23 protein-coding genes, 1 pseudogene and 1 riboswitch are annotated in these 26,955 nt (G+C 49.0%); of the genes and pseudogenes, 23 read left to right on the top strand and 1 reads right to left on the bottom strand.

What is annotated here, in order from left to right:
* A partial coding sequence (locus tag VB081_RS13125) for a hypothetical protein (protein ID WP_323401230.1) occupies nt 1-292 on the top strand: 292 nt, incomplete at its 5' end.
* A gap of 96 nt (nt 293-388) precedes the next feature.
* Nucleotides 389-589, top strand: a complete 201-nt coding sequence (locus tag VB081_RS13120) for a DUF7695 domain-containing protein (protein ID WP_323401229.1) — start codon at nt 389-391, stop codon at nt 587-589.
* A 182-nt stretch (nt 590-771) separates the two neighbouring features.
* Here VB081_RS13120 and VB081_RS13115 read toward each other — a convergent pair whose 3' ends face one another.
* Nucleotides 772-1,071: a hypothetical protein gene (locus tag VB081_RS13115; protein WP_323401228.1), complete on the bottom strand. Its 300-nt coding sequence runs from the start codon at nt 1,069-1,071 to the stop codon at nt 772-774.
* A 464-nt stretch (nt 1,072-1,535) separates the two neighbouring features.
* On the opposite strand from VB081_RS13115, the gene VB081_RS13110 reads away from it, so the two are divergent.
* The 21 genes and pseudogenes from VB081_RS13110 to VB081_RS13010 all read left to right on the top strand — a co-directional run.
* A complete protein-coding gene (locus VB081_RS13110; RefSeq protein WP_323401227.1) occupies nt 1,536-1,925 on the top strand; it encodes a helix-turn-helix domain-containing protein in 390 nt (129 codons plus the stop codon).
* Nucleotides 1,922-3,403, top strand: coding sequence for a recombinase family protein (locus VB081_RS13105; RefSeq protein ID WP_323401226.1), 1,482 nt, complete (start codon nt 1,922-1,924; stop codon nt 3,401-3,403). Before VB081_RS13110 ends, VB081_RS13105 begins: the two co-directional genes overlap by 4 nt.
* Nucleotides 3,404-3,804: 401 nt before the next feature.
* A complete protein-coding gene (locus VB081_RS13100; RefSeq protein ID WP_323401225.1) occupies nt 3,805-4,257 on the top strand; it encodes a cobalamin-dependent protein in 453 nt (150 codons plus the stop codon).
* A gap of 66 nt (nt 4,258-4,323) precedes the next feature.
* A riboswitch (cobalamin riboswitch) is annotated at nt 4,324-4,546 on the top strand.
* 153 nt (nt 4,547-4,699) lie between these two features.
* Nucleotides 4,700-8,785 (top strand): GLUG motif-containing protein, encoded by a 4,086-nt coding sequence (locus VB081_RS13095; protein WP_323401224.1) that lies wholly within the window; start codon nt 4,700-4,702, stop codon nt 8,783-8,785.
* A 12-nt stretch (nt 8,786-8,797) separates the two neighbouring features.
* Nucleotides 8,798-10,570, top strand: coding sequence for a prenyltransferase/squalene oxidase repeat-containing protein (locus tag VB081_RS13090; RefSeq protein WP_323401223.1), 1,773 nt, complete (start codon nt 8,798-8,800; stop codon nt 10,568-10,570).
* A 4-nt stretch (nt 10,571-10,574) separates the two neighbouring features.
* Entirely contained in the window at nt 10,575-11,285 is a 711-nt protein-coding gene (locus tag VB081_RS13085; RefSeq protein WP_323401222.1) for a DUF4430 domain-containing protein, read from the top strand.
* Nucleotides 11,286-11,288: 3 nt separating this feature from the next.
* Nucleotides 11,289-12,152: an energy-coupling factor transporter transmembrane component T family protein gene (locus tag VB081_RS13080; protein WP_323401221.1), complete on the top strand. Its 864-nt coding sequence runs from the start codon at nt 11,289-11,291 to the stop codon at nt 12,150-12,152.
* The gene (locus VB081_RS13075) at nt 12,134-13,738 is read left to right on the top strand and encodes an ABC transporter ATP-binding protein (RefSeq protein WP_323401220.1); all 1,605 of its coding nucleotides are present in this window, start codon (nt 12,134-12,136) and stop codon (nt 13,736-13,738) included. Before VB081_RS13080 ends, VB081_RS13075 begins: the two co-directional genes overlap by 19 nt.
* Entirely contained in the window at nt 13,731-14,417 is a 687-nt protein-coding gene (locus tag VB081_RS13070) for an ECF transporter S component (RefSeq protein ID WP_323401219.1), read from the top strand. Before VB081_RS13075 ends, VB081_RS13070 begins: the two co-directional genes overlap by 8 nt.
* A gap of 151 nt (nt 14,418-14,568) precedes the next feature.
* Complete coding sequence (locus tag VB081_RS13065) at nt 14,569-15,903, top strand: hypothetical protein (RefSeq protein WP_323401218.1); 1,335 nt, start codon at nt 14,569-14,571, stop codon at nt 15,901-15,903.
* Between the two features lie 341 nt (nt 15,904-16,244).
* The gene (locus tag VB081_RS13060; RefSeq protein ID WP_323401217.1) at nt 16,245-19,058 is read left to right on the top strand and encodes an EAL domain-containing protein; all 2,814 of its coding nucleotides are present in this window, start codon (nt 16,245-16,247) and stop codon (nt 19,056-19,058) included.
* 159 nt (nt 19,059-19,217) lie between these two features.
* Nucleotides 19,218-19,406, top strand: coding sequence for a hypothetical protein (locus VB081_RS13055; RefSeq protein ID WP_323401216.1), 189 nt, complete (start codon nt 19,218-19,220; stop codon nt 19,404-19,406).
* A 116-nt stretch (nt 19,407-19,522) separates the two neighbouring features.
* Nucleotides 19,523-20,188, top strand: a complete 666-nt coding sequence (locus VB081_RS13050) for a response regulator (protein WP_323401215.1) — start codon at nt 19,523-19,525, stop codon at nt 20,186-20,188.
* Nucleotides 20,189-20,204: 16 nt separating this feature from the next.
* Nucleotides 20,205-21,638 (top strand): sigma-54 interaction domain-containing protein, encoded by a 1,434-nt coding sequence (locus tag VB081_RS13045; protein WP_323401214.1) that lies wholly within the window; start codon nt 20,205-20,207, stop codon nt 21,636-21,638.
* A gap of 392 nt (nt 21,639-22,030) precedes the next feature.
* Entirely contained in the window at nt 22,031-23,479 is a 1,449-nt protein-coding gene (locus VB081_RS13040) for a 4-hydroxyphenylacetate 3-hydroxylase family protein (RefSeq protein WP_323401213.1), read from the top strand.
* 32 nt (nt 23,480-23,511) lie between these two features.
* Entirely contained in the window at nt 23,512-23,820 is a 309-nt protein-coding gene (locus VB081_RS13035; protein ID WP_323401212.1) for a NifU family protein, read from the top strand.
* A complete protein-coding gene (locus tag VB081_RS13030) occupies nt 23,817-24,095 on the top strand; it encodes a hypothetical protein (protein WP_323401211.1) in 279 nt (92 codons plus the stop codon). Before VB081_RS13035 ends, VB081_RS13030 begins: the two co-directional genes overlap by 4 nt.
* Before the next feature lie 19 nt (nt 24,096-24,114).
* Nucleotides 24,115-25,425 carry an acetyl-CoA hydrolase/transferase family protein gene (locus tag VB081_RS13025; protein ID WP_323401210.1) on the top strand — a complete coding sequence of 437 codons (1,311 nt, stop codon included), beginning with the start codon at nt 24,115-24,117 and terminating at the stop codon, nt 25,423-25,425.
* A gap of 15 nt (nt 25,426-25,440) precedes the next feature.
* Nucleotides 25,441-26,553 (top strand): 4-hydroxybutyrate dehydrogenase, encoded by a 1,113-nt coding sequence (locus tag VB081_RS13020; RefSeq protein ID WP_323401209.1) that lies wholly within the window; start codon nt 25,441-25,443, stop codon nt 26,551-26,553.
* A gap of 16 nt (nt 26,554-26,569) precedes the next feature.
* Complete coding sequence (locus tag VB081_RS13015; protein ID WP_323401208.1) at nt 26,570-26,692, top strand: hypothetical protein; 123 nt, start codon at nt 26,570-26,572, stop codon at nt 26,690-26,692.
* Between the two features lie 33 nt (nt 26,693-26,725).
* A pseudogene (locus VB081_RS13010) lies at nt 26,726-26,955 on the top strand (hypothetical protein); the annotation flags it as partial.

Genomic DNA, 26,955 nt, shown 5'->3' with positions numbered 1-26,955 from the left:
GTTACTCTATTTATTGATCAAAACAGAAAATATTGAGATGGGCGATTCAACTATAAAATCGATTGTTGATAGTCACAATGAGCTTGCAAAAATATTGTTATTACGTAATACACTTCTTTCTGAAGAATTGCTTGATAGTGCAAAAAATAGTGCTACATCATGGATTCTACTTTATGAACTATATGCTGAAGACCAGATCAATGAAGATGTCTTTGTTTCTAAATTAAATATAAATAAGAATTTGAATATGTATCAACGTCTTAAAAGCAATAATGTGCATTTTGTGCTTTGAAGAATAAATAGAAGCTTAGAACTACTTAATAGATTCTTGTAAATAGCTTGGATGCATTGTTAAGGAAAAGAAATATATAAACAGGTGAGGCAAATTATGGACATAATATTGCATTTCAACAAAATCAAATGTAAAGTATGTGGCGACATTATCGAAAGTAAAACTACACATGATTTGCAATATTGCCGCTGTAAAAGCGTGGCAGTTGATGGTGGAAAAGAATATTTGCGACGTTTAGGAAACCCTGAAGATTGGGAAGAATTGTCGGAATTCCAAAATAAGGAGAATAACCAATAAGTAGTCTGTGTTGTCCTAGCAAGCACTGAATTTGGATATCCAAATTCGAATGTATAAGGGATTGCATCCCTTATACCCTGCGTTTACCTACCGAAAAAGAAATGCCATATCACACTATTTAGACGATGAAGTATTTTCCCCCTTAGGTAACGCCGCACAGAGACGATAGGAGCGGTGCTACCTTACTTCTTTTTCACATTTAGCTTGTCATAATCCGAGCATTTCTCCGGCACTAGTATTTCGTATACGCTGACACAATAGTCCGCCATCGCTTTGTAATGTTCCTCGTATTTATCGCCATCAATACTGCCAGTCAAACGGGCAAGCGCAGCAAGGTTGCGAAGCTCTGCGGTGTATCCGTGCAACGCTTTTCTCCACGCATGGTAATCTGCATGAGGCATTTCGTGTGGTACATACCCATCCAACAGAGTGCGAATATAATGTTCGCGTGAATATCCTGTCTTTTGTACTTTCTTACTCAAAGATTTCATTTCCTGATCACTTAATCTTATGACAAACTGATTATTTCGACTGCGCATGCTCTCTCCTTTTTTAAATATGAAAATATATCGTGCAAATTTTCGGTCATTTTACATTATTTCTAGATGTCATCTCCGTTCGATGTCTCCCTCTTTTTCAGCCACTCCCTAAATTCTTGTTGTATCTTTTCGTCGTTGTAGCTGTTTATGATTGTCGGGAGGATCGCTCTTGCCAAAGATTGGATGACTTCGACCGGAATTTCATCTTGTGCCTTTTTCTTTGTCCGATCTTTCTTTGTTATATGCTCCCACCTTTCCTACTTACTGGTAGTATGATTGTATCACTGTTTTTTCAATATGCAATAGCATATTCAGTTGTTTTTTAAATATTTTTTCATAAGCATACTCTATTATAGATTTACAAGAAAAAACAAATATGCTATTATAGTGGCAAGGTGGTGATTCGAATGGCGGAGATGCCGGGCGAACGTTTAAAAGACTTACGTGAAAAAACCGGATTATCCCAAAAAGGTCTTGCGGATTTGGCGGGGGTTTCCCAGTCCGCAATAGCGCGTTATGAAAACGGCAGAACGGAAGCGACCTACGATATTTTGATTTGGCTCGCGGATTACTATGATGTCTCTACAGACTATATTCTTTGCAGGACAGAGAACCCTCAAGGTAAGCTGTATACTTGTGCGACACTTCAGAAAAAGGAAATGGAATCGTTTGTGCAGGCTTGCTTTGATGAAACATCCACGATTGGAAAACAAATTAAGGAACAGCTTGTGACATTGTGGATGGAACAGCAGCAAACATTAAAAACCATTGGTAATAAAATGGGTGACAAAAAATGAAAAAAGCCGTGATCTATGCAAGGTATTCCACGAGCCGACAACGCGAGGAATCCATAGAAGGTCAAGTTCGAGAATGTAGAGAATACGCGGACAAGAATGATGTTTTGATTGTTGACACTTATATTGACCGTGCCAAATCTGCAAAGACAGATCAGCGACCGGAGTTCCAGCGCATGATAAAGGGCAGCAATAAAAAGCAGTTTGATTATGTGATTGTTTGGAAACTGGATCGGTTTGCGCGAAATCGCTACGATGCTGCAAAATACAAGATGCGGTTAAAACGCAATGGCGTTGCTCTTCTTTCGGCAAAGGAACAAATTTCAGATAGACCAGAAGGAATTATACTGGAATCCATGTTGGAAGGGATGGCGGAATACTATTCTGCTGATCTATCTGAGAAGATCAAGCGCGGTATGAAGGAAAACGCTTTGAAATGCAAATTCAATGGCGGCGGTATTTGTATCGGTTATAAGGTTAATACCGATCGCCTTTTCGAGATCGACACGAAAACCGCGCCGATTGTGCGTGAGGTGTTTACACGCTACTATGATGGCGAGGCAATTGTTGACATCTGCGCCGATCTCAACAAGCGTGGCTTAAAGAATAATCAGGGAAAAGCTTTTAAAAAGAATGCATTGAGCTGGATGCTCTCCAACGAACGCTATGCAGGAGTGTATTCACATGGCGGTATAAAAGTCGAGGATGGTATTCCCGCAATTGTGCCTAAGGAGTTGTTTCAAGCCGTGCAGGAACGCATGGAACGCAATAAGCAAGCACCCGCTGCTTCAAAAGCTGATGTGCCTTTTCTGCTGACAACTAGGATGTTCTGCGGGGATTGTGGTTCTGCGATGATCGGTGACAGCGGATCAGGGCGTGGCAAGCGCTACCACTATTATTCCTGTACCAAGCGCAAGAAGCAAAATAAATGCGACAAAAAGAGTATTGGAAAAGAACTGATTGAGAGTATTGTCATCCGCGAAACACTGAAGCTACTTTCGGATGGTAAAACACTTGATCATATCGCCCAAACGGTCGTTGCGCTGTTTGAGGAAGAAAACTATACACTCAAGACGTTGGAGGCTCATCTGACTGAAAAACAAAAAAGTATCCATAACCTGCTGAGTGCTATGGAACAAGGTATTGTCACACCCTCCACAAAGGAGCGGATGCTTGAACTGGAGCGGGAGAGACAGGAAATGGAAGCTGCAATCGCGCGGGAACAGACAGAAAGACCGCTTGTGACAAAGGATTTTGTATTGTTCTGGCTGAGCAAATTCCAAGATGGTGATATAAATGACCTTACATTTTGCAGGCGGTTGATTGATACGTTTGTCAATTCGATCTTTCTATATGACGATAAGGTCGTGATCACTTACAATTACAAGGGTAAGAAGAAAACGCTTAAGCTAAAAGACATTAAGGATGGTTCGGATTTTAACGAGTCCGCTCCACCAAATTTTTTAAAGGACAGGCATTGAGCCTGTTCTTTTTTATGCGTTGTGTCATTGTGTTCAAGAACACACTTAAATACCAGAATTGACTTGCATGGGAATTGCTTTTAGAATTCATATTTAAAGATGACTTTCTTTGTTAAGTAATTGTAAAAAATCCCGATGAATTTTTTTCTAGCTTGTCTTTGGTAATTTTTATGATTGGAGATCATTATGCGAAAAAAGACCTTTTTTCTTCTGGTTTTCTGTATTATGCTTTGTTTTCTTTTTGCATGTACGGACACAGATCGTTTGGAAGAAGGATATAAAGCAGGTGTAAAAGTACAAAGATCCTGAAATATTTACCATAACATACCCTGCGGCATTGGTAGAATACATATAAAAGAGGCTGCGGAGACAAAAGCAGCGGGGAGCGGAGGAATATTGAGATGGCGTTGATTCAGGAAATATCCGAATTTTTACAAAAAGGAAGGGCAAAGGATGTAAAGGCGCTGGTCGAGCAGGCGCTTGACGCGGTTGTGGGAACAGTGCAGGGCGACTTGCATGACATTGGGAAAAATCTTGTAGTCATGATGCTTAAAGGCGCGGGGTTCGATATTTATGATGTGGGCGTGGATGTCGATCCGGCGGCCTTCATCGATAAGGCGGAGGAAGTAAATGCTGATGTGATCTGTATGTCTGCGCTGCTGACGACAACGATGCCCAAGATGCAGTTGTGTATCGATCAGTTAAAGGAACGGAACCTACGGGATAAATATATTGTCATGGTGGGTGGCGCACCGGTAAACGAAAGCTTTGCACGCCAGATTGGTGCTGATTATTACACAGCAGATGCAGCAACCGCGGCGGTGGTTGCGAAAGCGGCAGTCATTGGGAAATAATGAAAATTACAAAAAAGAGAAAATTTTACCTGTATAAGTAAAAGTGGATATGGTATGATGTAAATAATTAAATAAGACATTTTTGTGGCTCTGCGGCGTACTTGGTCCGCAGAGATGAACAAGGGAATCGGGTGTAAATCCCGAACGGAATCCGCCGCTGTAAGCGCTGAGGCCGGTGTTCGTTGATGAAAATCAGTCACTGGGAAACTGGGAAGGCAGAACATAGTACGTAAAATCGTAAGATTTTGTATGCGTAAGTCAGAAGACCTACAAAAAGAGAAAATGGGATGATGACCACAGGAATCACTGTGGAAATTTTCTTATACGCAGGAATACGGCTGTGGTGAATTGGATTCGCCACAGTTTTTTATTTGTCTAAAATTTAAAAATTGGCCGACCGCGTTGCGCGCGGTGGGGCTGAAAGCAAAGAAGGAGAAGAAGAATGAACAGTAAAAAGAGAATTTTGGCGGTATTATTGGCGTTCGTGATGATATTCAGCATTGCGGGAACGTCCATGGCGGCGGATATGCCTGCCGCGTCTGAAACATCTGCAGCAGACGCGCCGCAGGGGACGAAAAAACCGGAAGATACCGCATCGCCGGAATCGTCGGGAAGTCCGGAGGCGCAGGTATCGCCTACTCCACCGGCGACGCAGTCCGTACAGCCGGAGGCCTCGGCATCTGCTTCTCCGTCGGCCAATGTGGCGGTCATAGCGGTGGAGGATGACGCGGGTACAAGCACACTGTCACTCGCAACGGAGGGCGAGGATACGCTGATCGCTTCGGCGGACGACCTGCTGACGGTAATGAATGATGCTTCTTATTGGGATAAAAATCTGAAAGTGTCAGTACCCATTGATATGAACGGCCTTGCGGCGCAGCCGATTGGCAACAGCTCGACGCCCTTTTCGGGTACATTCGATGGAAACGGACAGACGATCAGCAATTTAGAGATTGCATTTGACTTAAATTACGCGGGTCTGTTTGGATATAATAGCGGCACTCTCAAGAATATAACGCTTGCAAACAGCAGCATTTCCGGAGATCAGTACGTCGGCGGTATGATCGGCTATAACGCAGGGACGGTACAGGGCTGCGCTGTGAAAAACACCACGGTATCCTCCGCATCTACCCAGACGATGGGATATGTCGGCGGCTTTGCAGGATACAGCAAGGGTAATGTTTCGCAATGCTTCGTAGCTAAGGGAAGCGCCTCGCAGAGCGTCGCCGGCAAAGGAAAAGGGGTTGGAGGCTTTGTTGGCTATTGTTATGCTCCCGGGAAAATCAGCGAATGTTATACGACGACAGAGGTCACCTCGCAGAGCGAACAGGTCGGCGGCTTTGTTGGATTTGGATATAGCGGAACGATGGAAAACTGTTTTTCGGCGGGAAGCGTTACGGGCGCAAAATATGTCGGCGGCTTTGTCGGTTCTGAGGACAGCGCAAAATACACGGCATGCTATACGCTCACGCCTGTTGTTTCTACAGGTGCGAATAACGCTTTTGGCAAATTCTTCGGCGATGGCTTTTTTATGAGCAGTTATGTTTCGAAGTCGTTTTATCTGTCCACGGTCTCCATTAGTGGAAACGGGACGGAGAAAGGTCAGGGAGCCTATTTTCTGGCAAAAACTGAGGATGAATTAAAAGCGCTTGCCGCTACATTGGGGTCTGTGTGGACGGCTGATGCGGATCACAACAACGGATATCCATATCTTATCAATGTACAGGCGCCCGCAAACAGCGGCGGATCTTCAGAGCCGACAGAGCTTGCGCAGCCGTCCGGTCTTACATGGACGGAAGCACTTGCATCGTGGAACACGGTACCCGGCGCACATTCGTACACGGTAGTACTTTATAAAAATACAGATACTCTGGTCGGCACGTACACAAACATCACGGATACATCCAAGGATTTCAAGACGATCATCACAGAAACGGGAGAGTATTCCTTCACGGTACAGGCGATGTCGGGCAGCGACAGCTATGTTGACGGACAAGCTTCCACAAGGAGCACGGCCTACCAGTTTGTGAAAAAGGACGATCAGGGCTTTATTCTGATCTCTACGCCGGATGAACTGCTTGCGCTTTCTGATACGTCAGCAGACCTGACGAAAAATTATAAGCTGGCAAACGATATTGATATGACAGCTCAGGTGGGCAAGGTGATCGGAAAATACAATAACGGCATGGCAGGTGAAAAAGCATTCACAGGTATTTTCGACGGCAACGGGCATACCGTAAAGAATCTTTCCATCGCGGGAGAGGCACTGTTTGGTTACGTGGGCACAGACAGCGTGATACGCAAGCTGACGCTTGAGAATGCGACGATAGAGGATGCGATCAGCAGCAGTATGCACTATCCGGCGGCACTTGTATCCAACAACAAAGGCACAATAGAAAAGTGCTTTTCAAACGGATCGACAGTCGTATCCAAGTATAACAACCGTGTTGGCGGTCTGGTCGGCAATAATGAAGGAACGGTCATGCAATCGGGTGTTTCGGGCGGCAGCGTGACATACCAGAGCACGGGTACGATGGCAGGCGGTCTGATCGGCAGAAATACGGGAACCGTGAGCGAAAGCTTTGCCTCCGCAAGTGTTTCCGGCTATAAGTGGGCTGGCGGCTTTGTCGGCGGCGTGGAAGACGGAACGATCACTGACTGTTATACGACGGGGTCGGTCACAGGCAACAACGAACTGGGCGGTTTCGCGGGCATGCTGTCAGACCCTGCGGTGCTTACGAACGTTTACGCCGCTGTTGATGTGAATGCTTCCGCGGGTACGGGTGGTGTACTTGTGGGCGGGAAGGGATTCTCGTTTGCAACGGTCGGCTCCATAGTAAACGGATACTACAATTCCGGCAAATTGAAGCCGGGTACGGAGGTCGTGACGGTTGCGGCAACAGGTAAAACAACATCGGAAATGAAAGGAACGGCTTTTGCTTCCGCGCTGGGCAACGCGTGGAAAGTTGACGCGGGTACGGGCGATAAGATCGTCAATAACGGCTATCCTTATCTGGCGAATGCAGCGCCTGCGGCGGATGCCCCTGTAGCGGAGTCGATCAGTGTACAAATATTGGTTGCTGCGTGGGATGCTACAAAATATCAGTTTGTAAAATCGGAGGAACCCTTTACTGTCAAAGCCGAAGGAGAAAACATTACGGCAGAGCAGGTCATGCGGGCGGCGCAGACAGCAGGACAGATGACGTATACGGCGGAGCAAAGCTCCACAGGTACATTTATCAAAACGATCAATGGTAAAACGCTGGAAGCGCCGGATGGCTGGATGTTTACCATCAACGATAAACAGTCCCCGGTCGGTGTGTCTGCCGCGCAGATCAAAGCAGGGGACAAGATCCTCTGGTACGAGGGCACGCCAGCCAACGGGTACAAAGCGCCTACATGGGCGGATATGACTGCGCCCGTTCCGGTGCAGTACGAAAATATCGGCACCACAGATCAACTGGTTGCACTCATGAACAGCGCAAATCCGGCGGCAGACTGGGCAAAGAATTATAAGCTGACGGCAAATATCGACCTTGCGGGTGTTACCGCTTCGCCGATCGGTAGTGAAACGGTTCCGTTCAGCGGTGTATTTGAAGGCGACGGGTATCGTATAAAAAATTTGAAGATCGAAAAGAGCGTGGGCAGCCAGAATATCGGCCTGTTCGGCGTGATTGAAGGCGCATCTATCCTGAACCTGACGGTAGAAAACGCATGTGTACAGGGAGGAAGCAGGATCGGCGTGTTGGTCGGTGTTGCGCGCGTGAACATCGCAAACGGTACAGCAAACCTGATCGGGAACTGTCATGTATCCGGTACGCTCAACGCGACCGGAATATCTGTGATCAAGCAGACGGACGCAGGCGGCCTTGTGGGGATCAATGACGGAGGAAGCAAAGACGGGAAATCGGCGTTCAGCGCGATTGATGGTTGTTCGTCCGGCGTAGAAGTAACGGCAAGCACAGGCGGCGCGGACAATACGGAATCCGGACACGTGGGCGGCTTTGTCGGATGGAACAAGGGGAACATCTCGCAGTGCGAAGCAACGGGCAACGTGTTCGGCGGCAACTCTACAGGCGGCTTTGTGGGCAGCAACTTTGGATATGCCAACATTTATAAGAGCCATGCGACAGGCAACATCGTCGGCGGATATACCACGGGCGGTTTTGCGGGCAGCATTGGCATGGGAACGTCGGCGGAGCGCTGTTATGCAACGGGCAACGTCGTGGCGATAGAGGACGGCTACGGTTACTATTTCGGCGGCTTTGTAGGTTCGGCGTCGGGTACGCTAAAGGAGTGCGTGAGCACAGGCACGCTTACGCCGGGATGGAGCTACAACGGTGGTTTCGCGGGCACGTTCGACGGTACGGTCTGGTCGTATCATGATAAGCTTTTGACACTGAAGGATTGCTACGGCAACAGCGAAACGAGTCTTGGAACAAAGGTCAAAGGGCTGGGAAACTATATCGGCGGCACGCACGAAGCAACGGACGCCGCTGCTGCAAAAACAGCGCTCACCAAGGAGTAGGCTGCTGCAAAATTGCAGGAAATGCTGGCGGCACAGGCAAAGGAAGAAGCAGATAAGACGGCGCTTAGGCAGGAAGCGGCAAAGTATGAAAGCCGCGTGACGATCCCCAATACGGTGGAAGAAGACACGGATATTACCTCGCTTGTGGCGAAACTGAAATCAGGCGTAACGCCGGACGGGGACATTGAGGTGCTGTACCGCGAGGCGGGGGAAAACAACTATGTGACCAGTGCAGCACAGCCGCTCGGCAGGTATAAACTGGCGCGCAAAAACACCTCGTTTGGCACAGTGGAGGAACAGGTCGTGCTGCTCTTTACGCAGGGCGGCGAAACGGTCGCGCAGCCCGTTGCTGTGGAGCTACAGGGTGCAAGAAGCAACGCGCCTACAAATGATGTGATGCGTACGATCGCAGGGGGATATACGAATGTGCCCCATGAGGATGCGGCGTCTGTCTGGGCGGCGTTTGATATGGGCGTATATGCGGGCGCGGATAAGGTGTTTGCTTCGGAGGCCGCAAAAGCAAGTTTCATCAAGGAATCGATCGCGCACGTCCGCGCAAACAATGCGACGGATCATGAGCGTCTTGTAATGATGATGACGGCGCTGGGCATGAACGCGCAGCAGTATGTGGATATTCTCGCGAAATTACCTGAGACACGGCTTGACACAGTGAACGCACAGGCTTTTGCATTGTTGGCGTACGATGCGGGCAACTATACGCTGCCTTCCGGCACGGTCAATACGCGTGAGAAGGCAATCGAATATTTGCTTGCCAATAAAAACGCGGACGGCGGCTGGTCTTACATGCCGGGCGAATCTGAAGCAAGCATGACGGCGATCGTCATATCGGCGCTCGCGCCTTATAGGGTACAGGCGAAAGTATCCGGCGCGATCACAGGAGCCCTCGATTATTTATCACAGACGCAGTCGGAAAACGGCGGCTATGTCTACTATGGTTCGGAAAACAGCAACGACGCGGCAATGGTCGTGATTGCGTTGACCTCGCTCGGCATCGACGCGAATACGGATGGCAGGTTTGTGAAGAACGGCAACAGTGTGTACCAGAACCTGATGGGCTTTGTGACGCAGGATAACCGCTTCGGGTATACGGACAATGTTTCTGCAGATGCGCTCGCGACAGAGCAGGGATTTCGCGCTCTGATCGCGTACAGCAGGCTGAGCGCTGCGGGGTACAACGTTTACAGTGTTCCCGGCACACTTCAGGAATGGATGAAACCCGTTGCGGATACGGATAAGAACACTGGAATCACCATTGATACGGAGACGACAACAGTTCCGCAGGGAACAACGGTAAAAGCCGAAAAGATCGAATCCGGATCGGGCTTCCAGCTCACGCAAACGATGCTTGGAAAAGACGTGAAGAAATTCGTACTGTTTGAAATCAGCTTGTCGGACATCGACGGCAATATGATACAACCCAACGGCAAAGTGCGTATCGGGATCCCGATCCCGGACGGATTTGACAAAACAAGGCTTGTCGTATACCGCATCAACGCGAATGGAACGCGCGTGGAATATACAGTAACAGTAGAAGGAAATATGGCTTGCTTCGAAACGGATCATTTCAGCCTGTACGCGTTGGCGGAAAAAGCAGAAAGCAGCACGACAGGCACAACGGTGAATGCAGGAGCGACCTCTAAGACGACAGCGCCCAAGACGGGAGATGCGCGAGATATGAACGGCTATGTCATCCTGCTGGTTGTGTCGGCCTTTGTTGCGGCAGGAACATTCATCGTTAGCCGTAGGCGGCGCAAAGAGAGGTAATATCATGAAAAAAATATGGAGTATATTGCTGGCAGGCCTGTTATGTATCGGCCTGCTGGCAGGCTGTGCGCCGGCTGAGCAGCCGGAAACCGGCAGCGTGACGGATGTGGCAGTCACAGAGTCGGTGCAGCCGACGGTAACAGCAAGTACGTCTGTAAGCCCTTCGTCCGAGGTGACAGCGCCGCCATCTGCAGGAGGAAGCGCGCAGGAAACGGGAGAACCGCCTGCGGCAAGCGCATCTGTATCTGCAAAAGGGAAAACGGCTGAATCGCCTGTCACGCAAGGTGGGACAGGCGATCATGCGGAAAACGGCGCTACCAGTGCGCCTGCGCCCGCAAAAACACCGGAAACGCCGCCGCCCAAGACGATCACGTGCACGATCTCTATTGATTGTGCCACAGCTCTAAGCGGAAACCCTGATCTTGTCAATGCGGTTTCATCGGGAGGAACGATTTTGGGCGGTAAAAAGGTAACGCTCGATCCGGGTGCGACGGTATACGACGCGCTCAAGGCGACGGGGATCACGTTCAGCGGCAAAAGTTATATCTCGTCCATCAATTCTCTTAGCGAAGGAGACTGCGGCTCGCAGAGCGGATGGATGTACAGCGTCAACGGCGACTATCCCGGTATTGGATGCAACAAATATACGCTTTCAGACGGTGACAGCATCAAATGGCGCTATACCTGTGATATGGGAGCGGACATTGGAGCGTAGCAGATGCGGCATATTTTTACGATCTATCATCCGGGTGTGATCTTTTTGTATCTGGCGGCGGCGCTTGTATGCACGATGCTGAGTATGCAGCCGGTCTATCTTTTGATTTCATTTGCGGCAGGAAGTATTTACGCGGTCTATTTGAGAGGGGCGCGTAAATACTTTTCTTCGCTTAAATTTCTGCTGATCATGTTCGCGATTGTCGCCATAGTAAATCCGCTTTTTAATCATCGCGGGCTTACCGTGCTTTTTTATTTGTTTGATGAACCGGTCACGCTGGAAGCGTTTGTTTACGGGCTGTGTGCGGGGCTTATGTTGCTCAATGTGTTTGTCTGGTTTTCGTGCTATGCCGTACTGATGACAAACGACAAATTCCTGTATCTGTTCGGCAAAGCGCTTCCCACGACGGCGTTGATGGTGTCCATGACCCTAAAACTCATTCCGCAGACGACATATAAGGCGCGGTGCGTGATGGACGCACAGGAGGGCATGAATATGCGGCAGGACAAAAAGGGACAGCGTTTCAAAAATGGTGTGCGCACCGCTACAGTGCTGATGGGATGGAGCATGGAGGACAGCATAGAGACGGCAGATTCCATGCGCGCGCGCGGATATGGCGCAAAGAATCGGACAACGTTTTCTGTTTTTAGAATGGGCAGGCATGATGTTGTCTCGCTTACGGTACTCGTCATACTTGCCGCGCTGAGTATCTGTCTTATTGTCGCGTTCGGCGGCGCATTTGTGTATTACCCCTATTTGAAGGGGCTTGAAGCGAACATATGGGTCTATATCCCGTATGGTATCCTGCTTTTTTATCCGTTGATCCTGGAGGGGAAGGAGCGGCTTGCATGGAAAAGATCAAAGTAGACGGGCTTTTGTTTCGCTATCCGAAAGAAAAGGAATATGCCCTGAAAGATATTACGTTTTCAGTGGAAAAAGGTTCTTTTGTATTGGTGTGCGGACGTTCAGGCTGCGGCAAAACGACGCTTTTGCGTTGTCTGAAAAAGGAGATCGCACCATATGGAGAGAAAACAGGACGTATTTTAGTTGACGGAAGAACGACGGACGATATGCTGCCCGCAGAGTCGGCTGCAATGATCGGTTTTGTGATGCAAAATCCGGAAAACCAGATCGTGACGGACACGGTGTGGCACGAGCTTGCGTTCGGGCTGGAAAACATGGGGATAGCGACTGGCGTGATCCGCAGGCGCGTCGCGGAAACGGCGCACTTTTTTGGCATTGAGGCATGGTTTGAAAAGAGCGTAAACGAGCTTTCGGGCGGACAAAAGCAGATACTCAATCTGGCGGCGGTCATGGCGATGCAGCCGGATGTGATCATATTAGACGAGCCGACCGCGCAGCTTGACCCGATCGCGGCAAAGGAATTTTTGCAGACACTAAAGCGCGTGAATGAGGAGCTCGGGAAGACGGTCATCCTGTCCGAACACAGACTGGAGGACATACTTTCTATAGCGGATCACGTACTTTATTTATGCGAAGCGGAGAAAAAGTTTTTCGGAGCGCCACAGGAGTTTGCAGCATGGTGTATGAGCGAGAGGGAAGAAACGTTCGTTCCTGCGCTCCCCGCGGCAGCGCGCCTTGCCGCCGCGCTAGAAGCGACGGCAAACCTTCCGCTCAGCGTAAAAGAGGGGCGGGCATTTTTGGATATACATCAAAAAAAGCTGCATCACAGTGCTGCACAAGAGAGAAAAAAACCATTAAAACAAACGGCGGTCAGTGCAAGGGATATCTGGTTTCGCTATGACAGGAAAAATGACTTTGTATTGAAGGGACTCAGCATCAATATCAGGCAGGGAGAAACACATTGTATTTTGGGGGGTAACGGAAGCGGCAAAAGCACAATGCTGGGCGTGCTTTCCGGCTTGTTGAAACCCGCAAGGGGAAAGGTGCGCTGTGCGGACGGCACAAGGATGTCTCTGCTTATGCAAAACCCTAAAACGATGTTTGTGTATGACACGCTGTATGCCGATCTTATGGAAAACGCGAAGGCGTTTGGATACACAAAACAGGATATGGAAGATATGACACAGACATTCGGTTTGTCCCGTTTTTTAGACAAGCATCCATACGACCTGAGCGGCGGGGAATTGCAGAAGGCGGCAATCGCAAAGCTATTGCTTTTGCAGCCAAACGTATTTTTCTTAGACGAACCGACGAAGGGGATAGACGCATTTGCAAAGGAAGAACTGGCGCATAGCTTAAGGCACATGGCGGCGGAGGGCGTTGCCGTTGTGATCGTGACGCATGATCTGGAATTTGCCGCGGCGTATGCGGACAGGTGTTCCATGTTGTTTGGCGGGGATGTGGTGTGTACTGACGAAGGCAAGGCGTTTTTTGGGGGAAACAATTTTTATACGACGGCAATTAACCGTATGACACGCGGGATATTGCCGGACTGCGTCACGACTAAGGATGTGCTTTGGTATGTATAAGGTGCTCAAATGGATAGAACCCGTTTCTTTGATCACGGTACCGGTCGTACTGCTGCTATGTGCGCTGTTTGAGGCAGAAAATGCTGCGCTACTCAGTATTGTTGTTGCAATTTGCGCGCTGCTGCCGTTCTTTTTGCGGTATGAGCTGAAAAAGCCACGACCGCGGGATATGATGCCCATCGCGGTACTGGCGGCAGTCGCTGTCGTGGGACGGATCGTTTTTGCGCCGTTTCCGAATTTTACACCTGTTTCCGCAGTCGTGATCGTTACGGCGGTGTGCTTTGGTCGGCAGAGCGGCTTTTTGACCGGCGCTCTCGCCGCACTTGCGTCTAATCTGTTTTTTGGACAGGGGGCATGGACGCCGTGGCAAATGTACGCGTGGGGCATGGTCGGCTTTTTTGCGGGGCTGCTCAATGAGAAGGGGTTCTTTAAAAAAGATAGCTTGATTTATATTTATGGCGCGGTATCGGCATTTTTGTTTGGCTTTATCATGGATTCATGGTATGTCGTCGGTTTTGTCTCGCCGATCACGTGGCAGGGCGCGCTGGCGGCTTATCTTGCGGGCATTCCCTTCAACCTGTCGCATTGTGTCTCTACGGTGGTGTTTTTGGTGCTAATCCTTGTGCCGTGGGGCAAAAAGCTTAGACGGATCAAAATAAAATTTGGGCTGCAGAAATAAAATCGATATGATACAGACGATCAAGGAATACAATAAAAATGATTGGGAGCACCACTTTGTGTTTATATGCTGATTAGACTTTTATGAGGAGGGGATTCCCATCGAAAAAGTAAAAACGTTTTTTCGGACGATCACAGGATCATCGGCAGCGTTGCTGAACAGTTCGCTGATCGCTATTCCCTATTTGTTGTTCCTCAAGCTGATCGACGGAACAAATTTAGAAACGATTCTTCCTTTGGTGATATTCTATACACTCCGTATGACGGGCGTGTTTTTGTTGCGTAGTATCAAAACGGGCGCGGGCAGTTATTCCGCATTGATGTTCTCGTTCATACTGGGTTTCATTGGCGCGCTGTTTGGTGTAATGGGTACGCTTTATTTTCCGCTCTTTATGGTTTCGGCGATCTTTCTTGGCCTGAGCACCGCATTTGTCAAACCGATTTTTACGACGATCAATTTTCATAGGCATGATGAAAAGAAGGAGGTAGGCACTGCCGAAAAAAAGAAAAAGAATCTTTTTCCGCTGGCATTTGTGGTCGTATTCCTTCTTGCACTGATGGCACTGCCGGGCACGATACAGACCTTTGCCGTGATGCTTTTGTATGTTGCACTTTTTGCGATGGCGCTGTACTCCACATCCCGCGACCCGGAATACAAATTCCGTTTGATCCATTTAAAAGATACGACCGTATCTTTTAAGGGCGCGGCTATCTTTATCGTTTTTTTTGCATTACTGGCAGTGCTGCGTATTGCACGCCGGACGCTTGACGCACAGCAGCTTGACGCAGTCACTTTTTGGTTTTCTGTAGCGTTCCTGATCGCTATGCTGGTCGTCTTCCTGTGCAGAAAACGCAGGAAGCTCCCGTTGTGGCTCAATATGGTGTCGCTTACAAACGGAATGTGCGGCAACTTCCTCTTTATATTTGGATCGTTCTATATCGGTGCGCTTTATGGGATCAATGCTGCGACCGCTTATGTATATATTCCCTTTGTATTGGGGATGGGGGCGGCTATGGCCTTTTCCTCTAAGGTACAGCAATTGTTCAAAAAAACGTCGCCTTTTGTGGTGCAGATGACCGGGGTGTGCATAAGCCTGATCCTGCTGATGACACCGCTGTTTTTTCCTGTCAGCATATTTCTGGTCAGCTTCTTCTTCAGCGGGACGAGCTCGTGGCTTGACAGGAAGTATTATGATACGCAGAGTATCCCTTATGACAGGCGACTGATCAGTAAGTTTACATTGCAGGACATCGGCAGTATTTCTTACCAGTTTATTGTCGCGGTGATGGTTCTGATCATCTTTCAATATTACCAGATGCCGACGGCTACGTTTTTCACACTGACTGAAAACGTGACACACTCCGCGGCGCTTGTTTCGGCAATGCACGTCGCTAAATTCTGGGGTTGCCTCATTCTGGCAGTGCTCTTTGGAGGCTCGTTGCTAAGCTTTCGGAAAAGCCACAGAGAAAAGCAGGTGGATCGATAGAAAAGCAGTAAATTTTTACTGCATCGACTTTTGTTTTAAAATTCTGATACCTATCGGAAAAATGTGCTTTGAGGCTGTATGAAAGCAAAAAATCGAGTTGTCATTCCTATCAATATATGGTATACAAATTAATAAAGGAATTAATGTTATACGATGGTCTGCAAATGAAATGGTATCGTGTTTTTTGTGGTTCGGGCGAACGGTCGATGGGGAGAGTACTTAGTGTGAAATGTCCTGCTTCAAAAAATATGCGTTTGCATAAAATAATCAGTGTAGTCTTGTGTATCTGCCTGCTGCTTTTTGCTGTGCCGTGCGTAGGGAACGCGTCGGAAGGAAATATAGTGCGGGTGGGTGTTTTTGCGCTTGACGGATTTTATGGCAAAGATGCAAACGGGCAGAACGTGGGATATGGCTTTGATTATCTAGACGAATTATCGAAATATTCCGGACTGACATTTGAATATGTGTACGGTACATGGGACGAATGCCTAAAACGGCTGGAAGCGGGCGAGATCGACCTGCTTGATTATGCGTTGAAAACGCCAGAGAGGGAAGCAAAGTTTGCTTTTGCATCCTATCCGACGGGCACGAGCTTTGGGCGTATGTATGCGTTAAGCGACAACGAAGCACTGACTTATAATGATTATGCCGCATTTAACGGAATCAAAGTGGGATTCATGGCGGCGAATGGAAGAAATGATGAATTTCGCAAGTATGAGCAGGAACATGGCTTTGCTGTAACGGAGGTCTTATATCCGGATATCGAGTCTTTGCAGGATGCACTGCACGCGGGAGAAGTGGATGCGATCGTTGTCAATAACCAGCGCAATGCGCAGGAAGAAAAACCGGTCGCGCAATTTGCGCCTGCGTCTTTTTATATGATGACGGCAAAGACCAACACGCAGTTGATTGGGAAAATAGACGAGGCGCTTGAGCAAATAAAGATCGATAAACCCAGTTTTGACGACGCGCTCTATCAGGAACATTTCGGTGGAAATACGGGACAACTCTTGCTGACGGCCAGGGAGATCGAGTATATCAAAACGGCTCCGCCTATCCGCTTTGTATGTGATGAAGCGTGGGCGCCGTTTGAAAGCATTGATGCTGACGGAAAACCGCAAGGCATCAATGTGGATGTGTTGGGACTGATTGCGGAAAAAACAGGTCTCGCCTTTGATTTTGTAGGTGGTTATGCCTATGATAAAGCGATCGACATGGTAGGCGATGGCGAAGTGGATATGCTGCTTAGTTATGACAATAATCCGGACGAGGCGCGCAACCGAAACATTTCGCTTTCCGATACGTTTTTAAAATCCCCGATCGTGATCGTGGGTGCAACAACGGCCATTGCGCCTGACGATGTTTTTGCGCTGCCGTCCATCTATGTGCCGCATCAGGAATATGCGCAATCCTATTATCCGGACAACAAAATTGTCTACTACGACAATGTGGAGGACTGCTATCAGGCGATCGAAGCGGGTGCGGCAGATTTTACGATGGAAAACCTGTATGCGGCAACAGATGCGATACACAAACGGTATGCGTCACTTATGATTTCGACTGTTACAACGCTTTCAGACGAATTTTCCTTCGCGTTGCGCAAGGATACCGATCCGATCTTGATCGGCATTTTGAACAAAAGCATCCCGTCGATTTCGGAAACACAGTTCAATTCGCTGCTTCTGGAAAACACCTCTGCGCAGCAGCAGACTTCGCCGCTTATCCTGTTTATCGAACAGTACAGTACGCAGATCATGGTGATCATGCTGTTTATCATCGGTGTGATGATCGCGAGCATCATTTATATCGTCCTTAGCCAGAAGGAAAACAAACGCCGTTTGTGGGAAATGGCGTATATCGACCCGCTTACAGGACTTGGAAATCTCAATAAATTTAAGAAAGACGCACAGGAGCTTCTGGAGCAAAATAAAAGCGCCACCTACAATATGGTGAAACTTGACGTTCGCGGGTTCAACCTGATCAACGAGCTTTACGGGTTCGAAGAAGGAAACCGTGTATTGCGCGGGGTGGCGGAAGCGGTAGGTCTTTTTGTCAATCCGGAAACAGATACTTACGCGCACCTCAATGACGACGAGTTCGCTCTGTTAAAGGCGTACGACGGGCCGGATGAGGCACGGCGCAATACGGACGACGACCTCCAGACATTTAAGAAGAATGTCAGCAGACTGACAGGACACAACTTGCGCTTTTCCGTAGGGCGTTATATGATTGGGCCGGAACAAACGGATATTGAGGATATTTTTGAGAAGGTGAATTATGCGCACAATCTGGCGCGTAAAAATCCTGACGGCAGGGAACAGGTCAACTATGATGAAAAACTGAAGGCGAAAGCGATCCGTACGCAGGAGATCGAATCCACGATGGAAGAAGCGATGCAGCGGGGAGAATTCCGTGTTTATCTGCAACCCAAATACCGACTAAACGATGAAAAACTGGTAGGGGCAGAAGCGCTTGCGCGCTGGCGGAAGCCTGATGGGACGGTAGTCGATCCGATAGAGTTCATTCCTGTATTTGAACAGAACGGCTTTGTTGTAAAGCTCGATCTGTATATGTTCACGCAGGTGTGTGCGATCCTTAAGGGATGGATGGAAAAAGGGGAAAAATTGATTCCTATATCTGTGAATTTTTCGCGGCTGCATCTGTCGAATCCGGAGTTTGTGGAGGACTTGTCCCGCATTGCGAACGAGTATGGCGTGCCTAAAAAGTATTTGGAGATCGAGCTTACGGAGACAGCGATCGTAGGGAATGAGTCTGTATTGAAAAAAGTACTTGTCGCCCTGCATAAAGAAGGGTTCACGCTGTCTATGGACGACTTTGGCTCCGGATATTCGTCGCTTGGCCTGCTAAAAGACCTTGTTGTGGACGTGATCAAGATAGACCGTGCTTTTTTTGCAGACAGCAATGATAAAGAGCGCGCTAACACTGTGATACGAAATATCATAAAGATGGCGAACGAGCTTGGGATACGTACCGTAGCGGAAGGCGTTGAGACTGTGGATCATGTTGATTTCCTGCGCGACGCGGGGTGTGACAGCGTGCAGGGATATTATTTTGCAAAGCCCATGCCCGCGGAGGATTTTTTCTCGCATAACGGGGAAGAAGGACAGGAAAAAAACCAAGAAAAAAATCAATAACAGAAAAACCGCATAAGAACGGCCTTTCGTTTGAAGGGGCGTTTTTGTTTTGAAAAATTGGAGAAAAATGATATTGAAATCCGGCAGGCTTTGTGATAGATTATTAAAACAGCGGTGAAATCAAAAGCGCTTATATGTAAGAAAGTACGGTGGGAAATCATGGTTCAGTTTTCGTTGTTCGGGTTGGCAGATGCAAAACGTTTGACTGGTGAATATATGCCGGTACGCAATGACGCGCAGGGCGATGTTGCGGGGCGTATTGACATGCATCCGATCCATTGGGTGTGGGATGAACCTTTGAGGAGATATACAGAAATGAGCTTTGAACCGATCAGTTACAGGGACTGACAGATAACAATGAAAACATTGCGCATCCTCTAAAGGATGCGTTTTTTGTTTGTATGGCGGCACATTGACAGGGTATGTGAAATCTCTTACAATAATAACATGCTGGAGGAAGCGATATGCGTAAGGCGATCATTGTAGATCAGGACCCGATGGTGTCTTTTTTGATCCGCGGTTATCTGGAACGCGATGATGTTTTTTATGTCGCAGGAGAATTTCATGATGCAAAAAGTGCGCTGACATTTTTGCGTGACAATACCATAGATTTGATGATAATGGATTTTTTTGTGCCGGATTATGACGCTGCCGCGTTGAAGAAAGCGCTACTAAGTGAGGATTGCCGGACGAACGTCATATTGGTGACGGCGTGCAGGGACGCGAGCTCTCTTGCGGAGGCGATGCATCTAGGAGCGGTTGATTACCTGATCAAGCCGTTTTCGTACGAGCGGCTAAAGCAAGCGCTCGGCCGCTATATGGATTATGCGCAGACGATAGACGGCCTGCGGTCCGTTGATCAGGAGACGGTGGATTATTTGCTGCATGCAACGCAACAGCCGGAGGCGCCTGTACAAAAGGGCGTGGGCGGAGTAGAGCAGAAGATCATGGCATATATTGAAGAAAGGCCGGGACGGGATTTTACCGTGAAAGAGCTTGCAGACCGGCTGGGAAGTTCGGTTGTGACGGTGAGGCGATATTTAAAACGCCTGCAGGAGGCGGGACGCGTGATTGCGGACATCGATTACCGCACGGGCGGACATCCGCGTATCAGATACCGTTTGCCGTGACCGGGAGGAAAAAGGGATGAAAACAAGGGAACCCGCATATTATGAAAATGGCGGCCCTAATAACCTGCTGATCGACCTCGACAAGGCGCGCAGCGTGCTTGAAGTTGTGATTGAAGCGTCGTACGACGGGATATATATTACCGATGGCAACGCCAATACATTGATGGTCAATACGTCTTATGAGATCATTTCAGGGCTAAAGCGCGAGCAGGTGGTTGGCAAAAATATGCGCGATCTGGTGGCGCACGACATCATTAACCAGTCGGGGACGCTGGAGGCGATCCGCACGCGACAGAGCATAACACTCGAGCAGGAATTCCAGACGGGCAAGCGCGCGGTCATCACGAGCACGCCCACGCTTGACGATACAGGCGAGGTCGTGATGGTCATGACGAACGTACGCGACATCACGGAGCTGCACGAGCTGCGTATGCAACTGCGCGAAAATGAAGCGAATGTATCTGAGCTGGAGGCAATGCGCCGGGAGCTTCTAGGGGATAGCGAGCTTATTGTGCGCGACAATTCGATGGTCGCCATGATGAAGATGGTTGATCGGGTATGCAAGCTGGACACGACTGTCCTGCTGACGGGGGAAACAGGCGTTGGCAAAGACAGGATCGCGTCTTATATTTATAAGGAAAGCAACCGTGCAAAGGAGCGCTTTATCAAGGTGAACTGCGGGGCGATCCCCGCTACTCTTATTGAAAGCGAGCTTTTTGGGTATGAGCGCGGCGCGTTTACAGGAGCAAACAAAGAAGGCAAGATGGGACTCTTTGAGGTGGCTGACAACGGAACGATCTTTTTAGACGAGATCGGCGAGCTGCCGCTGGAAATGCAGGTAAAGCTTCTGCGCGTATTGCAGGAAGGCGAGATCGAGCGGATCGGCTCTAATAAACCGACCAAGGTGGACGTGCGCGTGATCGCGGCGACGAACAGGAATTTAGAGGAGATGCTCAAGGAAAAGACGTTCCGTGCAGACCTTTTTTATCGCCTCAACGTTTTTCCGGTGACCATCCCACCGCTGCGGGAGAGACCGGGGGACATTTTGTCGCTTGCACAGCGTTTTTTAGAAGAACTGAACCATAAATACGGGATGAAAAAGCGGCTTACGCCTGCGGCGGAGGACGTATTGCTGCAATACCGCTGGCCGGGCAATGTACGTGAGCTCAAGAATGTTGTGGAACGCGCGATGATCATGAGCAGTACGGACGAAGTTATGGTGGGAAACCTGTTTTTGCACGTGGCATCGGCCGAAGCACAGCTTTTATCGAGCGGGGAAGGCATCGATTTGAAATCGGCCGTGGAGCGTATGGAGCTTGACTATATCAACCATGCGTACCAGCGCTGGGGAAATGTACGCGACGCGGCAAAAAGCCTTGGCATGGACGCGGCGACATTTGTACGCAAGCGGAAAAAATATCAAGAGAAGCATACTGCGTTGCAAAAATGAAACGTGTTGCAAAAATGAAACGAATGAAATGGATTTGTTCCTGTAATACGATAATTGCAGGATAAAAGCAGAAAGGTTTTGCCGAAAAAGCGCAATTTGTTGCAAGAATGAAACGAATTGCGCTTTTTTAGTTCCTTTTTAGGATAAATACGAAAAAATAAAAGAAATAGCAGACCTCAAAAGCGAGAATAGCATGTTTTTTTGAACTTTTTTTTAATTTGTGCAAAGAAAAGCTGAAAAGCAGTGCGTTTTTTTGAAAATTGTGATATATTTAACATGACTTGGCACGATTTTTGCATATAATTATAGTGAAGGTGTTTTTATGGGGAAAGACTGCCGGAATATTTAGACAGTCGATCAAATTGATGTAAGAATAGAAAGGAAACAAAATTATGGCACTTATGACTGGTGAAGAATACATCGAAAGTATTCGCAAAATCAATATGGAAGTTTATATGTTTGGGGAGAAGATCGAAAATCCTGTGGATGATCCGATCCTGCGTCCTTCGCTCAATTCGGTTCGCATGACATATGATTTGGCGCAGATGCCGGAGTATGAAGACCTGATGACCGTTACGTTAGAGGACGGCCGCAAGATCAACCGCTTCACAAACATTCACAGAAATACAGACGACCTGATCAAGAAGGTCAAAATGCAGAGGCTGTTAGGCCAGAAGACGGCGGCATGTTTCCAGCGCTGCGTTGGTATGGATGCTTTCAACGCTGTTTATAGCACGACGTTTGAAACAGACAAGGCGTGCGGAACAAATTATCACGAGAACTTTTTGAACTTTATGAAATATTGCCAGGACAACGATCTGACGATCGACGGCGCGATGACAGACCCCAAAGGCGACCGTTCGCTGGCTCCTCATGCGCAGGCCGATCCGGATATGTATCTGCGTGTTGTTGAAAGACGCCCGGACGGTATCGTCGTTCGCGGTGCAAAAGCACACCAGACCGGTATGCTCAACTCGCATGAAGTGATCGTTATGCCTACGATCGCAATGCGTGAAGAAGACAAAGACTATGCGGTTGCTTTTTCAGTGCCGCTGGACGCGCCCGGACTGTTCATGATCATTGGCCGCCAGTCGTGCGACACGCGTAAACTGGAAGGCAGCGAGCTTGATGTAGGAAATGCAGAATTCGGCGGCGTGGAAGCGCTGACGATCTTTGAAGATGTGTTTGTTCCCAACGACCGTATTTTCCTCAATGGCGAAGTGGAATTCGCTGGGATGATGGTAGAACGCTTTGCAGGATATCACCGCCAGAGCTATGGTGGATGTAAAGTCGGCGTGGGCGACGTGCTCATCGGCGCTGCTGCGGTTGCCGCCGATTACAACGGTGCTGCAAAGGCTTCGCACGTCAAGGACAAACTGATTGAGATGACGCATTTAAATGAAACGCTTTATGCGTGCGGTATCGCCTGCAGCGCAGAGGGAAACCAGACGGAGTCGGGTAACTACATGATCGACCTGCTGCTCGCAAACGTATGTAAGCAGAACGTGACGCGCTTCCCGTACGAGATCGTTCGTCTGGCAGAAGACATCGCGGGCGGCATCATGGTCACGGCTCCTTCCGAGAAGGATTTCCGCGACCCGAAGCTGGGCAAATATGTTGAAAAATACTTGAAGGGCATTGATAGTGTATCGACGGAGAACCGTCTGCGCATCCTGCGCCTGATCGAGAATCTGGCGCTCGGCACGGCGGCGGTCGGTTACCGTACGGAATCCATGCATGGCGCGGGCAGCCCGCAGGCACAGCGCATCATGATCGCGCGTCAGGGTAACCTTGCAATGAAGAAGGAACTGGCGAAGACGATCGCACATATCAAAGAATAATAAGAGGAAGGGAAAAGCAGAGGGAACGGTTGATGCAAAAGGAATTGCTTGAAAGAATCGAACAGGTCTTACGTGAACGTGTACGCCCGTCGATGGGCGAGCACCAGGGGGATATCGAAATAGTCGATGTCTCGGATGGCGTTCTTAAGGTGCGTTTTTTAGGCAAATGCAGCAATTGTCCTTCTGCCTCTCTGACTCTGGAATCGATCGTTGCTGAGGCAGTCAAAGAGGAAGTCCCCGAGATCAGGGATGTGGTGCTTGTGACGGGGGTAAGCGACGAAACGTGGGACATGGCGCGCAGTATCCTAGCGAAGAAAAGAGCTGAGCGGGGGAAGCAATGACGATCGGGATCAAGTATTGCGGCGGATGTAACCAGCGCTACGAACGTACGCACATCGTACGTGATCTGAAGCGGGATTTCCCGCGGAGTGAGATCGTACCGGCGGGCGAAGACATCGATTATGCTGTTGTTATTTGCGGCTGTATGAGCGCATGCGCCCTGCACGATACTCTTGAGGGCCGGTATGGCAAAACCATCATCACAGAGCAAGGCGATTATGCGCAATTAAAGCAGGAGCTAATGCGCATTGAAAATAAAATAGAGCCAAAGAACTGACGAAAAACAGGAGGACGCGATGGATTGGAAGGAAATATATAAATCAAGACTGACGACCGCGGAGCAGGCGGTGAAGAAGATCAAGTCCGGTGACCGCATCGTGATCGCGCATGCAACGGGAGAGCCGGTGCACGTGACGGATGCGTTGGTCGCAAACGCGCAGGCGTACGAAAATGTCGAGATCATCCACATGGTATCGATGGGGAAATCCGCTTATTGCGCACCGGGGATGGAAAAGCATTTCCGCCACAATTCGTTCTTTATTGGAGGAACGACGCGTGCGGCATGCGCGGAAGGCCGCGCAGATATCACACCCGTTTACTTTTCGAAGGAACCGGAACTTCTGCGCACCAATTGCAAGCCGGATGCGGCGCTTGTACAAGTGACACCGCCGGACGAGCACGGTTTTGTAAGTCTTGGTATTTCCGTCGATTATACGATGGAAGCGGTGAAGCAGGCAGGAGTAGTCATTGCGCAGGTCAACAAATATATGCCGCGCATCCATGGCGATTCGTTTGTACATGTTTCTGAAATATCAGACTTCGTAGAATTTGACGAACCGATCTTAGAGCTTCCGAACCCGAAGATCACAGATGTGGAACGCGAGATCGGCAGACACTGTGCGTCGCTCATCAGTGACGGCGATTGTTTGCAACTGGGGATCGGCGCGATCCCGGACGCTGTGCTTTTGTTTTTAAAGGATAAAAAAGACCTGGGCATCCACAGTGAGATGATCTCTGACGGCGTGGTAGAGCTTGTGGAAGCGGGCGTGATCACCAACAAGAAGAAAAACCTGCACCCCGGCAAGAGTATCCTGACCTTTGCGATGGGGACGCGCAGGCTATACGATTATCTGAATGACAATCCGGCGGTAGGAATCTACCCGGTGGACTATGTGAACGATCCGCTTGTGATCGCCCAAAACGACAATATGGTTTCCATCAACTCCTGCGTGCAGGTCGATTTGATGGGGCAGGTCGTTTCTACATCTGTCGGCCCCAAACAGATTTCCGGCGTGGGCGGTCAGGTCGATTTTGTCCGCGGCGCGACAATGAGCAAAAACGGCAGGAGCATTATGGCGATGCCTTCGACAGCCGCCAAGGGCGCGGTATCCAAGATCGTTAGCCTGATCGACGAGGGAGCGGCGGTAACTACATCGCGTTATGACGTACAGTATGTTGTGACGGAGTACGGTATCGCAGACCTGAAAGGTGTTACCCTGCGTGAACGCGCAGTACGCCTCATCCGTATCGCACATCCGGATTTCCGGCCGCAGCTCATAGAGTCTTTCGAAAAGAAGTTTTGCTGTAAATACGACGACCAAGACTAAAGGGGGTCAAATACTATGAAAGAATTATCGATCAAACCGCAGATTTTCTCGTTTGACACATGCAAGGAATTCTGCGAAGCGTATCAGATCGGCGAGGGAGACCTCATCATCACCAACGAATATATCTTCAATCCATATTTCACGGAGTTGGGTATCAAGGCTGAGGTGCTCTATCAGGAAAAATACGGCATGGGCGAGCCGTCCGACGAAATGGCGGAAGCAATGTATGCCGACATGAAGGGCGACTATAAGCGCATCATTGCGATCGGCGGTGGTACGATCATCGACATTTCCAAGATATTTGCTTTGAAAAATGTCAGCCCGATCCTCGATCTTTATGATGGGAAAGCGGAGATCATCAAGGATAAGGAGCTGGTGCTTGTACCTACGACATGCGGCACGGGCAGTGAGGTGACAAACCTTTCTATTCTGGAATTAAAGAGCCGTCATACAAAGCTTGGCCTTGCGCTTGACGAAATGTACGCAGACAGCGCTGTCATGGTTCCGGAGCTTTTAAAGGGGCTGCCGTTCAAGTTCTTCGCGACAAGCTCTATCGATGCGCTCATACATGCGCTTGAATCCAGCCTGTCGCCTGAGGCAACACCTTATACGGAGCTGTTTGGCTACGAAGCGATCAAAATGATCCTCACCGGCTATAAAGAGATCGCAAAGAACGGCGAGGACGCGCGTATGCCGCTCTTAAAGGATTTCCTGATTGCCAGCAACTATGCGGGCATCGCTTTTGGCAACGCGGGCTGCGCTGCTGTACACGCAATGAGCTATCCGCTGGGCGGTACCTATCATGTTCCGCACGGCGAAGCGAATTATGCGCTGCTGATTGGCGTGTTCAAGGCGTATATCGAGCTTGACCCGAATGGCAAGATCAGAAAACTGAACCAGTTTATTGCCGACATCCTCGGCTGCAAAGAGGACGTGGTATACGACGAGCTGGAAAAGCTGCTGAACCAGATCATCCTGTGCAAGCCGCTGCATGAATATGGTGTAACGAAGGAAGACCTTGACGTGTTTACAGATACGGTCATGACAAAGCAGGGCCGCTTGATGGCGCGTAATTATGCAACGCTTGACAGGGATAAGGTATACGAGATATATAGCAAGCTCTATTGATTGGGAGAGTATTTTTATGTATCGGATGACGGTGCTGAAAAATGAATTGGGCGGGCTTGCCCGCCGCACACAGGCAGACGTAGGCGACAAAAGGTTCATGATTGAGGTTACGCCGCTCTTTGAGGGTATGGGAGCGTAAAAACTTATCAGGAACCCGGTCGACCTGTTGGTCGTGGATGTATGTACGAAACCCGCGGAAGGGCTTGCGTTGATGCGTGCCGTGCGCCTTGCGGGCGTGCACACGGAGATGATCGCCTACATTGCAAGGGGCGACCGTGATACGCTGAAGGCTGTACTGAAGCTGGGCGTGCTTGATTGCCTTGTCGATCCGCTGGATACGGATCGCTTTAATCAGGCAATCGAACGGTTTTTGTACCGCGTACAGCTGAAAAACGAACGCGA

Origin of the sequence: Christensenella sp., assembly GCF_034927525.1 — a bacterium.
GTDB lineage: Bacteria > Bacillota > Clostridia > Christensenellales > Christensenellaceae > Christensenella.
This window is presented reverse-complemented; position numbering and strand designations above follow the sequence as displayed.